Origin of the sequence: Methanobacterium lacus (assembly GCF_000191585.1) — an archaeon.
GTDB classification, from domain to species: domain Archaea; phylum Methanobacteriota; class Methanobacteria; order Methanobacteriales; family Methanobacteriaceae; genus Methanobacterium_B; species Methanobacterium_B lacus.
The window spans coordinates 682321-698339 of the sequence record NC_015216.1 but is presented as its reverse complement, the minus strand read 5'-3'; the positions used below and the strand labels follow the sequence as shown (position 1 = coordinate 698339).

General features: G+C 33.0%; 13 protein-coding genes. 5 read left to right on the top strand and 8 right to left on the bottom strand.

What is annotated here, in order from left to right:
• Nucleotides 1-155 precede the first annotated feature (155 nt).
• From METBO_RS03680 to METBO_RS03650, 7 genes are all read right to left on the bottom strand, one after another.
• Complete coding sequence (locus METBO_RS03680) at nucleotides 156-1592, bottom strand: oligosaccharide flippase family protein (RefSeq protein WP_013644325.1); 1437 nt, start codon at nucleotides 1590-1592, stop codon at nucleotides 156-158.
• A gap of 167 nt (nucleotides 1593-1759) precedes the next feature.
• Nucleotides 1760-2398, bottom strand: a complete 639-nt coding sequence (locus METBO_RS03675) for a class I SAM-dependent methyltransferase (protein WP_013644324.1) — start codon at nucleotides 2396-2398, stop codon at nucleotides 1760-1762.
• 17 nt (nucleotides 2399-2415) lie between these two features.
• A complete protein-coding gene (locus METBO_RS03670) occupies nucleotides 2416-3600 on the bottom strand; it encodes a glycosyltransferase family 4 protein (protein WP_013644323.1) in 1185 nt (394 codons plus the stop codon).
• A 20-nt stretch (nucleotides 3601-3620) separates the two neighbouring features.
• On the bottom strand, nucleotides 3621-5336 hold the full coding sequence (locus METBO_RS03665; protein ID WP_158304883.1) for a glycosyltransferase family 39 protein: 1716 nt from the start codon (nucleotides 5334-5336) through the stop codon (nucleotides 3621-3623).
• 195 nt (nucleotides 5337-5531) lie between these two features.
• Nucleotides 5532-7934: an STT3 domain-containing protein gene (locus METBO_RS03660; protein ID WP_013644321.1), complete on the bottom strand. Its 2403-nt coding sequence runs from the start codon at nucleotides 7932-7934 to the stop codon at nucleotides 5532-5534.
• Between the two features lie 27 nt (nucleotides 7935-7961).
• Entirely contained in the window at nucleotides 7962-8486 is a 525-nt protein-coding gene (yjjX, locus tag METBO_RS03655; protein ID WP_227717254.1) for an inosine/xanthosine triphosphatase, read from the bottom strand.
• A gap of 61 nt (nucleotides 8487-8547) precedes the next feature.
• Nucleotides 8548-9009: a phosphopantetheine adenylyltransferase gene (locus METBO_RS03650; protein ID WP_013644319.1), complete on the bottom strand. Its 462-nt coding sequence runs from the start codon at nucleotides 9007-9009 to the stop codon at nucleotides 8548-8550.
• Between the two features lie 216 nt (nucleotides 9010-9225).
• Between METBO_RS03650 and METBO_RS03645 the strand changes: the two genes are divergently transcribed.
• Nucleotides 9226-9534: a hypothetical protein gene (locus tag METBO_RS03645; protein WP_013644318.1), complete on the top strand. Its 309-nt coding sequence runs from the start codon at nucleotides 9226-9228 to the stop codon at nucleotides 9532-9534.
• Between the two features lie 195 nt (nucleotides 9535-9729).
• A complete protein-coding gene (locus METBO_RS03640; protein ID WP_013644317.1) occupies nucleotides 9730-11277 on the top strand; it encodes a radical SAM protein in 1548 nt (515 codons plus the stop codon).
• Here METBO_RS03640 and METBO_RS03635 read toward each other — a convergent pair.
• Nucleotides 11274-12686: an amino acid permease gene (locus METBO_RS03635; RefSeq protein ID WP_013644316.1), complete on the bottom strand. Its 1413-nt coding sequence runs from the start codon at nucleotides 12684-12686 to the stop codon at nucleotides 11274-11276. The genes METBO_RS03640 and METBO_RS03635 overlap by 4 nt on opposite strands.
• Before the next feature lie 48 nt (nucleotides 12687-12734).
• Here METBO_RS03635 and METBO_RS03630 point away from each other — a divergent pair, with 48 nt between their 5' ends.
• The 3 genes from METBO_RS03630 (at nucleotide 12735) to METBO_RS03620 (ending at nucleotide 15997) form a co-directional block, all read left to right on the top strand.
• Entirely contained in the window at nucleotides 12735-13841 is a 1107-nt protein-coding gene (locus tag METBO_RS03630; RefSeq protein ID WP_048186339.1) for a pyridoxal phosphate-dependent aminotransferase, read from the top strand.
• 22 nt (nucleotides 13842-13863) lie between these two features.
• Nucleotides 13864-14694, top strand: coding sequence for a 4Fe-4S binding protein (locus METBO_RS03625; protein ID WP_013644314.1), 831 nt, complete (start codon nucleotides 13864-13866; stop codon nucleotides 14692-14694).
• A 124-nt stretch (nucleotides 14695-14818) separates the two neighbouring features.
• A complete protein-coding gene (locus tag METBO_RS03620; protein ID WP_013644313.1) occupies nucleotides 14819-15997 on the top strand; it encodes an aminotransferase-like domain-containing protein in 1179 nt (392 codons plus the stop codon).
• Nucleotides 15998-16019 lie beyond the last annotated feature (22 nt).

Here is a 16019-nt window from a genome sequence, read left to right as displayed (position 1 = left end):
AACCATCACTTTATCTTTTAAGATTTCTTATTTATAATTAAATAATTATCCCCTAAGAGTACTATTCAGATAATAATAAGCTGAGATAATTATTTATTAATCAGGGAATATTTAAGAATTTACAAGATTTCTTTCTTTACAAATACTAATTTTATTTATTCCTTAAAAATTTCTTTAATGAAATTAATTTCTTTATTTGTTACACATTTTAGTAACAAAATTATTATTAAATAAATTAAAATCAACAATGGAATCATAATTAAAAGGCTATAAAAACCGATTGGATTAATTAGAACTATTAATATGGAAATAATGACTGACGCAAATATACTTTTGAATATGAAAGTGTAATCAAAATAAAATCTGAAAAATTTTTTAGAGTATCCAATACTTATTAAAAATGCTGTGGAGTAAGAAAATAAAGTTATTCCAGCCGCTGCTAAAATTCCAAAAATTGGTACAAATATTATATTTAGAAGACTAATTAAAGCTGCAATTGTCCATATACTTCCAACAATTTTTGTTTTTTTCTCTAAAACTATTAAATTCATAATTATTCCATAAATCCCAAATAAAATAGCACTTAATGCCACAAAAGGAGTCACAAGATATCCATTTAACGCTATTTCAGGAGTTGTTAATATCATCAATATTGGTTTTGAAAGTAAAGAAAGAATAAATAATGCCGGTATTGCTATTAATAAAAAATATTTAAGCGAATAATTTATGAACATCATTACCTCTTCCATTTGTCCATTTTCATAATATTTTGGGAGTATTGAAGATAAAATAATGGATATTGGTGTGAAAAATAACAAAAGTGCCATTCCTATTGTATAACCTGGAGAGTAGTATGCAAGAAATGTCGTTCCTAACATGATAGCAATAACATAACGATCACTGGATTCAACTATCCACGTTGACACGTTATTCGGAATTATAGGGATAGAAAAATTGATATATTCTTTAATTTTGCTAAATTCCGGAATTTTAAATCCAATTTCTTGATATACCAATATAGTCATAACTATGAAAAAAATTATTTGAGAAATTAAAAAACCGACTGTTGCCAAAATTATTCCATAACCGCAAACAGCAAAAAAACTAACTAAACTTAACATTAAGTAGGTCTGAAAAAGCAATAAAATTGAATATCTTTTCATCTTACTTCTAGCAACAAAAAAATCTATTAATAAACTGTTTAATGTTCCAAAAAATATGAGAAATGAAAGTATTTTTACAATCAACACCTGTCCACTGAACAGCAATGATGCTATTACATTTGAGAATATAAATATGAGAGTTGAGATAAACAAACTGAAAATCAGTATAAAAACTGCCATGGTATAAAAAGTGTTTTGGATCTTAGATTTCTCTTTTTCAGCTGACACAAACCTAATCAATGTGTAAGGAAAACCTAAGTTAGCTACGCTTGTTACCAAATAAAATGTTGTAATTACCTGAACCCATATACCATAATCGATGGCAGAGAAATTTTTTGTTAAAATTGGGATTAATATAATCGTATTCATTGCAACAAGAAAATTAGTTATTCCAATTAATCCTATTCTTTTTACAAATAATTTGTACATGTCCAATTTTATCACTTTGAACCATAATTTCGTCGGAAAAGATTAATTCAAGAATTATGAAGTGGGAATGCAGATTAAGTATTTAAGGTATTTTCTAATTTCAATCTTTAATTCAATAGTTGTAAATCAATTTAATTGATAAAACATTTTTAGATCTGTTTTTACATTTAACATTTAATCTTCGCAACAATCAAAAACTGAAAAGCAAATAAATTAGGCCAGATCATTCCTACCGAATGAAAAAATCTTGAAAATCTGTTTAAATCTCCAACAGTCAAATCAAACTTGACTATTTTATAACCTGCATCATCAATGATTTCTTTTATTGATTTTTCAGTGAAAAATTTTATATGAGTGTTATCTAAAATACCATATTCTTGATAGTCAAATTTTCCAAATAGTAATTGAATCCTTTTTCTCCAGTTAGCTATGTTGGGTACAGAAATTATAATTATGCCTTCATCATTGAGATATTTCTTAAATCTTGTCAGAACTTCAGAAGGTTCCTTTAAATGTTCTAAGATATCTGCAAAAAGGATAATATCAAAATATTTCTCATACTTAGTATCTAATTGAATAAATTCAACATCTCCAATTATTAGTTCATTGCAAAATTCTTCGGCAATTTTTGATGCTTCTTCATCTAATTCTATACCAGTTACATCACAGTTGTTTTGCTTCATCTTCTTGGTTAAAATACCTTCAGAGCATCCCACGTCTAAAACTTTTTTATTTTGACCAACTACACTAATAATATTCTGATGTACACCGTACGGATTTGTATTAAATTGACAATATTTGGACATGAATACTCCTCAATCAGTTACTTTTTAATTTTCTCATAACAATCAATGTACTGTGCTGCAATCTTTTCCCAACTAAAATTAGTTTTTACCATTTGATATCCTTTATCTGCAATTTTTTCCATTAAAATTCGATTTTCAATAAGTTTAATTATTGATTTAGAAAGTTCAACCACATCCTTTTGGGGGAAAAGTAATCCTGTTTCTCCATCAGAGATAATATCAGGAATTCCTCCAATATTTGAACCTATGACCGGCAATCCACATGCCATAGCCTCGATTAAAACAACCCCTAATCCTTCAGTGTTACCTTGTGAGTCTATTATTGATGGTAAAACAAAAAGATCTGAAGAATTATACATTTTAAGTAGTTCATCATTGGGAATGTTACCTAATATTTCAATATATTTTTCTAACTGAAGTTTGGTTATAAGATCTTTTAACTGTTTTTCTTGAGGACCTGATCCAACGATCTTCAACCTCACATTTTCATGTTTCTTTGAAACTTCCGATATGGAACTTATTAAATACATAAATCCTTTTCTTTCAATTAAATATCCTACAGATAAAATTTGAAATATTTTTTTATCTTTAACAATATTCAATGGTTTGTAAAAAGATGTATCCACCCCAAAAGGAATGATATCTAATTTTTTTTTGTCTAGTCCCTCATTTAAACATGTTTTTAAAGTTGCCGAACTATTTGTGATTGTTTTTGAAGAATTATTAACCAATAACTTGATTAAAAAAACAGTATGATATTTCTTTGATAAATAAACCTCTTCACCATGTATTGTATTAATATAAGGAATTTTACTGATTTTTTTCAGGAACAATGCACCCAAACCATTGGGTATGGGCCACTGAACATGCACTATGTCCATATCTTTAAGTTTTTTGTATGAATTTATCAAATTAAAAATTATGAATGAACAGAACTGAAATTTAACAAAAACCCCTTCCTTAACATTATCAATCATACCTGATCTTCCAGCTAATTTCTGAAACCTTTTAGGGTAAAAGTAGTTGAATTTTTGAACGTAAACTCCATCTAATTGAAAGTTAGTCATTTTTCCCGTATATGGTGCGAGGACATGTACTTCATGCCCCTTTTTAGTTACTTCTTTCATCAGACGATGCACAAAGATTCCATGGGGATCATCTTCATATTCAGGGTATGCTGATGTTATTACTCCAATTTTCATAGTATCAAGTTTAAATATGGTTAAGTAATTTTTTTGTATATTGTAACTTCACCCATCTGTTTTATAACAGTATATGATGTTAAATTAAGCCCTTCCCTTAAACAAATGTAATAATCTGCGTTGTTTGTGATTAAAAAATTATTGAATTGTTCACTGTCAGCTTGATTGAAGGTTTCATTCTTAACACCATTGGCAAATGTTTGATTATCTTTAAATACAGGGACAGACTTCACGTCTGTTTGAAGGTACCAACTGTAGTTTGGTCCTAAATCAGAGTAGATACTTTGATTTTTATAGTTCGGATCATAATTCATAAACCATTGCCCAGATTGTATAATTTCATTATTCAATTTTACTTTATCGTTGTTAGAATTAAGGATTTCTGGAATTTGTGAGGCTGTCGAAATTAGAATAATACTAACTAATATCACCGTAAGAATTGGAAATATTAAATTACGATTTTTAAATTGGATAGGTACTCTATTTGATATTTCAGATAATCCTAGTATCATAAAATAAGCAACAGGAGGAGCCATAAGAACGAAGTAACGAAGATCTTTAATAACATAAATACTATTGAATATGAAAAATGCCATAAACCATCCGAAAAACATCAAATGAATATCAAAACTTTTTATATTCAAATTTCTTAATAGCCCATACAATAAAAAGGCCATACTAAAAAATAAGATCTCAGTTATCATGTAAAAAATCTTTCCAAATGTGACTAAAAAAATAATTAAAAACAATGATAAGATTATTAATCTGATTTGATTTACTCTATCATTCATATCGATATTTATTCCATTAAAATGTTTCAAGTTCCTTTTCATGAGTTTAACCAAACCCAACAAAATAACCCCAAATATTATAATTATCATTATAAAAATTCCTTGGGGACCAATTAAACTTGGAAAATTTTGAATGAAAAAAAAGACATTTGAATTATATGCAAAACTTTCAGCCGAAGTTGATGAAATTACTGATGAAGAGCCAAAATTAATGAATGGATAAATCATATTTCCATATTTTTGGAAGAAAAAAATTAAAACAGGTATTATTATCAAAAATGAAACACCAAGCCCTGTGAATAATCGTTTAAAATTTAATTTATCCCTATTTATTACGAGATATAACAAAATTGGAAATATCAATAGAGCATTATTGTATCTAGTTAAAAATGCGACCATAAACAAAGAAAAAGACAAATAAAAATATTTAGAATTATTATTTACTGCAAGTACTACAAAATAAAATCCCCAAATTGTGAATGACACACTAGCAAGATCAGAAAACCCCACTCCAAGAACAGTTATTACAATTGGGAAGGTAGTGTAGAGTAATGCTCCAAAAAAACTTTCAATATTATTAAATCTGATTTTTAGCAACAAATATAGCCCTATAACACCCAATACAAACAAAAAGCCATCCATATAAAATACTACATTAGTTGAAATGTAACCCATCCTAAATATTAATGATATTAAAAATCCAAAGACCGGCGGTCTGAGTAGGTCAGAATAGCCCATTCCTTGTCCCGCATAGACTAATGCATTTGAAAGAAAATCAAAACTATCTGAAATTGGTCCAATTTCGATTTGTACTAGAATTCTAAGGTATGTAATGATAGATGCAAATAAAACTAACATTATAAGGAATGTTATTGAAATTTTATTTTTTTTTATTGAATTGAATAATCTATTTTTGTAATTAAAACATTTAGCTGATCTTTTCAATATACACCCAACCATTGCTATTCATTATTTAATTATCCATGAATGTCCTCATTTAAGAATCTTAATTTAATGTCTTCTATTAACCTAATAATGACATGTATTTGAATATTACTAATTAAAATATCTGATATTTATTCTAATAATCCTATGAGTTCATATCAAATTATTCAGATAAATCTCAATTTATAAAATATTCTAATTAACTCCCCATACCTTTACTCCATATTGCCCATATAAATAATTAAAGTGCGTTAAACCATATCCGTTTTCAAAGTACAATCTAGTGAAGATGGAGTCTTCAAGTTCTTTGTTCATTATAACACTTGTATATGTTTTATCAGGATTATTTATAATAAGAATTGAATATTGACCTGAATTGGAAACGATCCTCTCTGTGGTCTTGTTGTTAACAGAAAATATGAGTTTATGAGGCTCAATTAAAAGTTTATCATCACCAGTTTCTAATTCAGCCAATATTTCATTTAAAACACTATTATTATTGATTACAACATTGTTTCTTGCTATTCCTGCCATCATGTTCGATCCATTGATCTGGGCAACAACGCCGTTATTGTCCATTAAAATGGTCTGATTATTTGTAGTCGTGATGTTCATTTTAGAAGTGTAATACTGATATTTCGTTCCGTTCCCTGTGGAAAAATTCCAACTTCCAAAATATGTCCACCACCAACCAGATTGATTAACCATATTGGAACTAGTTATTAAGTCTTGTGGGACGGGATCGTCGGGATGAGTATAGTTAACAATGCTTTGAGCTTGTTGCAAATTAAAACCATATTTAGTTGTTAAAGTTGTGATCGCTTGTGTTTTATTAAGTCCCAAAATATTATTTAAGATATCAACACTCTGAGTTGTATTGTGAGTATAATTATTAAGAATTAGTGATGTAGATTCCCCATTAGCTGCTAACATTCTTAAAATTCCTACAGAAAGGGTTTCATTATCCGTTAATAAAGCTTTACCTATCCAATATGAGCGTGGACTATTTTGAGCTGAACCATCCACAGTTACTGGGCGGTCAGCATCATAAGCAAATAAGTGCCCTAAATCCCACCATGATGTGATAATTGTGTCGTTTGAAGTGTTGTTATTGATCCATTGTAGCGAAGACATCACGGAATCATCAGTACCAGGAACTATTTCACTTAAATCTAAACAATCGTTAGCTAAAGGGGCAAATGCCACAATTGCTATAATCACAGCCATAATTACAAATTGATATGAACTTTTTGAAAAAAGTTTGTCCACAAAGTTAACTATGAAACCTACAAAAATTCCTGCACTGATTGCCATTGGCACTAAAAAAGTTTCTATAAATCTAAAACCCTTTGTAACTGCAAATGCTGTTAAAATAATCCAAATTGATAATAACAACAGATAAAATAAATAATCCTTTATTTGCTTGTCAGAATAGTTTATTTTTTTAGTTTTACTCAGATTATCATTAGATCGATTAATTTTTTGATTATCCTGATTTTGATACTCTTTAGTGGTTTTTAATACTTTAAATTTCCATATCAAACCAAACAAACCAAATATTCCGAAAAAAAATGGCACAAGTCCACCAACACCAACAACAATATCAGTAAGTGAAGGTATTCGAAGTTCAGAAATGGATAAATATATATTCGGATAACCCGATGCTTGCAAATTATTTTGCAACTGATTTACACTAATTGGGTCAATTAACGAGCTTAACAATTCAAATAAACCCATAAATAATCCGATTAATATTAAACTCAAAATAGAGAATATCAACAGTACATATAAATCAGGATGCTTATCAAAACAGTTTATTAATCTGTTTTTTTCCGTAGTTTTTTCGTTGAAGTCTAATAAAAATTTGTTTAAAACTAAATAAACAAATGTTGAAAAAGTGATAATATAAAACATATACCACCATCCATCCCAAGACAAAGCAAATAAAAACATGAATATTGCAGCCAAAATAGCAAATATTATCTTTTTTCTCGACTCGTTATGAAGTACACTTAATGAAAAAAACAACACAATTACAAGCGGGATTAGTACAATAAACATATCCGTATCATAAAACCCTGCAAAAGTGTGTGAAAAGTAAGCAGGGGCAAGACCAATTAATAAAGCCGCTGCAATCCCCCCATAATCATTTGTTATACGCCTAACAATGAAAAAGGAAGGAATAACTGCTAATGATGCAATAAATGGTGCTAACCAAAAAGCAATTGTCTCTAAATTCACATTAAAAAATAGATTGGCAAGTTTGTAAATAAATGAGGTTAAATAACTGATTAATGGAGGATATTCTGCACTAGATCCAGGTGGGAAATTCGAATGTAAGTCCCAGTTATCTCCCTTTAACTTTGTATCTCCTAAATAACCATGATTTAAAAAGTCCTGCGTCATTCTTAAATTATAATAAGAATCTATTTCACTAAAATAAGGCAATCCATTTTGATCTTCATAATAAGATTTATCTATGGAATTGACTCCCCCAATAGTTACAGCTTCTGCCCTTATAACAAAAGCAATTAAAAACAATAATATAAGAATAATAATTATTTTTTTATTTTTAAAAATAAAATCTTTAATCATCATACACAGAACCTTTTTTTAATTTGATTACTATTTGAAACCATAAACTTTTTCATTCATCCTTGGAATCATAGCTGTTAAAACACATTCTTCTGTGTTTTCTGTTCTGTTTAGCATGTCGTGGGATAAGTGGCTCACTGCACCCTTCTTCTGTCCCAAATCATCAACCCCTGTGACTTCGTCCATGACATCACCAACTTCAAAACCCTCCATAACCCGTTTTATCACAGTTGGAGGATATTCAAATCCCGAACTTGCCCCTATGGTTATTAAGTTTCCATCGAAGATAGCACACCATTGTATATCAATGTAGCCAGTTAATGTTTGTGGTACCTCAATTAAACCTGACTCAATTCCCACACTCAGATCAAATTCATCTGAAAAAGCATTTTTTGCCCTGTTAACAGCACCTTCTATGGTTTGATCCAGTCCAAAGGGTTGATCTGGAATTTCTGAATCCACATTTAAAGAATGAACTGTCAGATCGTTGTAGATCCTTTTTAATACATTTCTTGCAGCATTGACCTTCACTGGATTTTTGGATCCCACAACCACCTTCAAAAATGAACATCTCCCTCATGTTTTAGAATTCATTCACAGTAATGTTAATTATGTTTTATTTTATTATGGTGCCTTTTTTGTCTATTTCGCCCTTTCTGATCCTTGTTGATGATATGGGTTTTCCATCTTCTGCAAGCACCATATGAATTGTTACGATGTCAAGAGCTTTCATGCCCTTCTCCCTTCGTATTTCATTAATTTTAAATGCTGTAGGTTCTGTTTCGTCACTGACAACAATAGCATCTATTGTTTCGTTGGAAACTGTTGTTCCGTAGGGATCGTTGAGTTCCTGTATTTCGTAGTTTTGATGTTTGCTTTTAAGGAGTGTTCTGAGGTTGGTCATTCGAACTCTACAAGGATCAATTCTTCCTTTAACACCTGCAAAGTCGTTGGATGTTACCCCTATTAAAACATGATCCCCTATTTCAAATGCAACATCAAGAAGTTTCATATGACCGTAGTGAAATTTGTCGAAGGTTCCCCCAACAGCAACTTTTTTATAAGACTTTTCATTCATTATCTGCTACCCATTACTATTGTAAAATGTTATTAACCAAAATTTAGAGTTAGGTTAAATCAGGATCAATTAATTCTTTCCTGCCTCTAAATTGTGTTTGATAAAACATTTAATTTTTGTCTAATATAACCTTGGCTAAATTATTTTGGATATGGATCATAGGATAAAAGAAATATGTAAAATCAGACAAAAAAAATAGTGTGGGAGAAATTAATCATGGCTACTGATGATGATAATGGAAAAGCTAAAGATCTAAAACTGTCTGATATTATTAAAAAATATGATGAATCCAACCATCAAAAACTTGAAACCTCGCTAAAAGATTACGTAGGTTACTTCAAAAAGATTTACGAAGAACTGAATATGGAATGGACAGCTGAAGACAGTTTAAAGGTTAGTGCAATATTTGATGCCATACTTGAAAGGGCAAAGTTAGATGCTATTCAAATACTTTTAAGCTCAACAGAAGGAAAAGAAATGGATAAACCCCGTAAAAGTGAAGTTCATGAGAAAGTTGATTGGTGAAGCAGTGAAAACTGTTAATATTACCCTATTTTTTAATAAATCTATTTTACAACCATCTATATTGCAGATTTTTTCATCAGGGTTTAGCTCTGATCTAAATTTAATTATTAAACATTTTTTTAGTTGAAGATCCTTTTTCATTTTAAATTTGTCTGCATTAAAAATACTTACCATTAGTTGAGAATAGTATATATCATGCTGCTTGAACACAACGCAATCATCAAGGACTTCCGAAATGTTGATATGAGATTTGCATCATGCTATCCAAATCTTTACAGGAGTGCAATGTCTTCACTAGGGTTTCATATTATTTATGATTTTTTAAATTCCAGGGAGGACACTTACTGTGAGAGGGTTGTTTATCCCATGTCAAAAAGTCTTGAAACAGGTTCACCATTAAAGGATTTTGATGTTGTAAGCTTTTCACTCCAATATGAACAGGATTACTTCAATGTCTTAAAGATGTTGAAGGAGGGCGGAGTACCAGTTAAGAAACAGGAAAGAACCGACCAAGATCCTCTTGTGATTGCCGGAGGGCCCTGCGCTAGTTCAAATCCAATTCCAATGACAGATTTCGTGGATCTTTTCATTGTTGGTGAAGCAGAAGCTGTGATGGATGAATTCATAGATAAATGCCTTGAGTTAGATGATCCAAGGAAAAATTTGGAAGAATTCTTGAATATTCAAGGTGTTTATCTGGCAGATAACCCTGTGAAAATGGTAACTGTTAATGATTTGAAAAATGCATGCCATCCACTCAGACAGGTATTTCCTGAAACAGATAACAAGGATTACATTCCTGCATTTGGAAGATCGTTTCTTTTGGAGGTTTCCCGTGGATGTACAAGGGGATGTAGATTTTGTATGGCTGGCTGCATCTTCAGACCAAGGAGGGAAATGCCCCTAAAGGAACTCTTAAAAATTGCAGAGGAGGGTTGTCAAAAAACAGGCCTTAAAAAAGTGGCACTCATAGGTGCTGCAGTGTCTGACTACTCTAAAATTGAAGAACTTTGTGCAGGACTCCATGAGATGGGACTGCAGGTTACAACACCTTCACTCAGAATTGAATCCATAACAGAAAATTTATTGGAAATCTTAAAGGCCAGCGGTCTTAAAACCATTACAATCGCTCCAGAATCTACATGGGAAGTTAGAAAGGCAGCAAATAAATTTATAACCGATGAATCTGTGGAGTCAACCATTAAAAAAGCCATTAAACACGAGCTTAATGTGAAACTCTATTTCATGATAGGTCTTCCAACTGAGACAACTGAAGATATGGAAGATCTTGTGAGTTACGTTGATAAGTTGATTAAATTGGGAAGTAGAAGAAATCAGATAAAGCTCAGTGTAAACCCTTTCATACCAAAACCCCACACCCCATTTCAGTGGGAAAAATTTGATACCAAAGCTATTAAATCCAAAGCCAAGTACCTGAATTCCAATATAAAGATCAGGTCATTTAAGATTGAAAATCCAAGGAAAGCAATGCTTCAGTACGTGCTTTCAATGGGAGGGAAGGAACTTGGAGAACTCATATACCAGTCTGTTTATGAAACAGTGCCCATGAAAAAGTGGGCAGATCTATCACCTAATTACAGTCTTGATTCTGATTTACCATGGAAAAATATAGATGTTGGAATGGACCCTGAATTTCTCAAGGATGAATATAAAAGGGCTTTAAATAAAAAGATGACACCATGGTGTGAGGAATTTGGATGTTACAACTGCGGTGCCTGTTAACCCCACCTGTCTTTGATTCTAGTAACAAGTTCCTTGACCTGATTTAAAAATTTAGCAAGAAATATCTCATCGGCCTCTAATGTTCTGGAAACATAATCCTCGCCCTCTTTTAAATCTCTTTTAACAGTTGTAATTTCTGTTTTTGGTGCGAACAACACGTACACTGGAATACCCACTAAAATCAGAGCCGTTCCAATCAATATTTGGTTTAGTTCGCATTGAGTCATGATGTAAATACTGATAATCACACCTAAAACCGGTACTATCCATGGTAACTTGATTCCTTCCTTGAACTTTTTTCTGAGTGGAAAAACTGAAAGACATGTCAGTAGATAACAGAAGAGGAGTGTGAAAACCGAAAGAACAATAAGTTGACTTATGGTTCCAAATATGGCTGCAATTAGTGTCACGGTACTTTGGATTATGAGTGCAACGTAGGGAGTTTCATATTTAGGATGCACCTTTGCCAGAGCCCTTGGAAGGTAACCATCTGCTGCCATGGCATATGGAATTCTTGCTGCAGAAAGTATTCCAGCCTCATCTGATCCTGAAATTGACAGCAGCGCACCCAATGTTAAAAATCCTGCACCAATTGCTCCGAGTATGGCGTATCCTGCGAGAGCCAATGGTGCTGTTGAGGAAGCTAATGCAGCCCAAGGAACCAGGCCCAATATTACAAAATTGGTTAAAACATAGAAAACAGTTATTACAGCCATACCAATTGCAATTGCCATGGGAATGGTTCTCTGTGGATTGACAATTTCGTCAGAAGGGACTGTGACCAGTTCAAAGCCGACATAAGCCCAGAATATTAGAACAATAGCACTTCCCAGTCCGTTTAATCCTAGTGGGATGAAAGGTGTGAAGTTGGAAACAAGTAGGGATGGCTTCAGTACAAAGAAGATTATTCCTGCAATTGTTAAGATGATAATTGGTGCTATCTTGAGAATGGTTAGAACATCGTTGAGTTTTCCTGCTTCGCGCACACCGAAGTAGTTGACCACTGTTAAAAACAGTACAAACAATATTTTAATGACAATTACTAGTTCTGGAGACATGTTCGGTATGAAAAATGCTAAGTAAGCAACAAAAGCCAGTGGAAACACGGCAATTGCACTCCATGAAGCAATTAAAAGAGCCCATCCAACTAAAAATCCTGTGAATTCTCCAAAGGCCCGTTTAGCATAGGCATAGGGACCGCCCACCTGCGGTACTCTTGATGAGCATTCAGCAAAACACAAGGCGATTATTACTGCCATTAAACCTGCAATTACCCATGCTACAACAGAAAATGGCCCTAACAGTCCTGCACCAAATGATGCAGCAATGTAAATGTCTGCTCCAACTATGGTGCCTATCACCAAACTGATTACATCATAGAGGCCTAAAGATCTTTTCAATCCTGACATAGATTCGATATATATAACTCTAAACAATAAATAAATATGGTAATTAACATGGAATCATCGAAACGCGTAAGTTCTATAAATCTATCAGAAATTCGTAGAATGTTTGAAATAGCAGGTGAGAATGCAATTAGTCTTGGGCTTGGAGAACCAGACTTTAAAACACCTCAAAATATTATTGACGCCGCAACACAGGCCATGAATGAAGGTTTTACCCATTACACATCTAACATGGGAATTATTGAATTGAGGGAAGCCATAGCTGATAAGCTTGAAAAAGAAAATGGAATAAGTTCCTCTGCAGATTCTGTTATTGTGACTGTTGGGGCCAGTGAAGCTGTCTACGTCTGTATGCAGGCACTGATAAATCCAGGAGATGAAGTTTTAATACCGGATCCTGGTTTTCTTTCCTACTCCGCATGTGCAAAACTTGCAGATGGTGTTCCTGTGGGAATCAAGATTAAAGAAGAGAATGATCTTAGGATGACCTGTGATGATGTGCTTGAATCAATTACACCTAAAACTAAGGCCATTATCCTAAATTCACCATCCAATCCAATTGGGAGTGTGATGAAAAAGAAGGATGTCAAGGGCATTGCAGAAATTGCAGATGATAATGATATTTACATAATCTCTGATGAGGTTTATGAGAAGATCATATACGATTCCAAACATTACAGTGCTGGTCAGTTCTCAGAAAATGCAATAACCATCAATGCTTTTTCTAAAACTTATGCCATGACGGGTTTTAGAATTGGATACATATCTGCAAACGATAGCATAGCAGAAGAACTTCTTAAGGTTCACCAATACATAGCAGCCTGTGCTAGTTCAATGGCACAAAAAGCAGCACTTGAAGCCCTTGAAGGTCCTCAAAACAGTGTCAAAAGCATGGTATCTGAATTTAAAAAACGTAGAGATTTGATTATTAAACGATTATCAGGAATGGGAATTGACTGTCCAGTACCTGAAGGAGCATTTTATGTATTTCCAAAGGTAGATAATCCCGAAAAATTTGTTTCAGATGGTTTAAAGAAGGGTGTTGTTATGGTTAATGGTAAAGCATTTGGAGAACAAGGATCCGATCATGTTCGTCTATCCTATGCAACAGCCTATGACAAGTTGGAAGAAGCCATGGACAGGTTAGAATCCAACTAAAATAATATTTTTTTTCATGATCATGAAATCCAAACCAATTAATGAGAGAATCATCGATAAGATCAAAGAATTAGGAATTCCAATATTTGGTTTTGCACCTGTAGATCGTTGGGTTAAACCTCCACTGGATTCTCCAAACAAATTTAGAGACTGGATACCCGAAGAATTCTGGCCACAATCCATATTTCCGGGAACACAGACTGTGATAGTGATTGGATTGCCTGTTGAACTTCCAATTGTTGAAACCGCACCATCAATTCATTATCATGAACATTACAGTACTGTAAACCACGTTCTTGATGCTAAGGCCTATGAAATTTCGTGTTTCCTAAATTCCATGGGCCATCCATCTGTGAGCATTCCAAGGGATGGTTATGGTAGCATCGAAGTGTTGCTAGAAAAACCTCTAGCTTTCTTTTCCCATAAATATGCGGCGTATATTGCAGGTCTTGGCACTTTAGGAGAAAATAATGTTCTTTTAACACGTGAATATGGTCCTCGGGTGAGGTTCACATCCATATTCTGTTCCCTTGAAGTTGAGGGAGATCCCATCCTAACTGAAGATCTGTGTATTCACTGTAAAAGTTGTGTTCATCATTGTCCTGTTGATGCAATAGAATCCATGGACGATGACTGCATGAAAATCATGGATAAACTAAAATGTGCAACTAGAAGCAAAAAACTTCGAAGTGAATTTAGATCTCCCTGCGGAATCTGTATAAAAGTTTGTCCAATTGGAGAAGATAGAGAACATTATAAGAGGACAGATACATCGATATACGATCAATCGAACCATAAATACCATTCTGGTTGGGAACATGTGCGAAGCTACGGTAGCCTCAAAAAGGATTGACCGCTTTGAGAGTTTGCAATTTATTTTGATGATAAATCCTTTTTTGAAGTTGGATTAAAAATGTAAACATACTTCGTTTAAAAACTGATACATTTAACTAAAACAGATTAGAGTTGAGAATTTTATGAATAATTTATATGCTAACAGAATGTCAAAAATACCTAGATCATTTGTCAGGGAAATTTTAAAGGTTGCTGATGAACCTGATATCATATCCTTTGCAGGAGGATTGCCAAATCCAGATACATTTCCCGAGGAGGAATTTGCAGAGTCAACCAGTTATATTTTGGAAAATTCCGGTGCAGAAGCCCTTCAATACAGTACAACAGAAGGTTACGAACCTTTAAGAAAACTTGTGTCAGAGAGGTACTCTAAAAACGGGCTTTCTGTTGATCCTAAAAATATCTTGATAACCAACGGTTCTCAGCAGGGATTGGATCTTGTTGCGAAGGTATTTTTAAATAAGGATGATACTGTGCTGGTTGAAAAACCCACATATCTAGCAGCCCTACAAGCATTTGGTTTGTTTGAGCCAAATTTTAAGTCCATACCACTTTTAAATGATGGTGTGGATGTGGATGTTCTTCGATCCCAGATTGAAGAAGACAGTCCAAAGTTGTTTTATTCCATTCCAAACTTTCAAAATCCTACAGGAATAAGTTACTCCCTTGAAAAACGAAAGATTATTGGTAAACTTTTAAATCAAAATGAAACCATACTTGTGGAAGATAATCCCTATGGAGAAATTAGATTTATGGGGGAAAATTTGCCTCCAATTAAAACATTTACAGATAACTCCATACTCCTGGGATCATTTTCAAAGGTTGTTGCTCCAGGTATCAGACTGGGCTGGATAGTGGCTGAAGATGAAACAATGCATCATCTGGTGACTGCTAAGCAAGCATCAGACCTTCACAGTAACTTCTTCTCACAGATGATTGTTCACCACTACCTAACCAAGTACGATGTTGAAGAGCATCTATCCATGATCAGGCAGATGTACAAGGATCAGAGGGATTTCATGGTGGAGATGATAAAACTCCACTTTCCAGACGATGTGAAGTACACCCAACCCGAAGGTGGAATGTTTCTATGGGTCACCCTTCCAGGAGATATGGCTGCAATGGAACTTTTTGAAAGGACCATGGAAGATAAAGTGGCGTTTGTACCAGGAGAAGCTTTTTATTCTGATGATCCTCAAAAAAATACTCTTAGGTTGAATTTTTCCAATTCCAACAACACTAAAATTGAAGAGGGTATAAAGAAAATGGGAAATGCAATTAGGGAGTTAAAAAGCCAATAATTGAAATTGCAAATCTAAAATC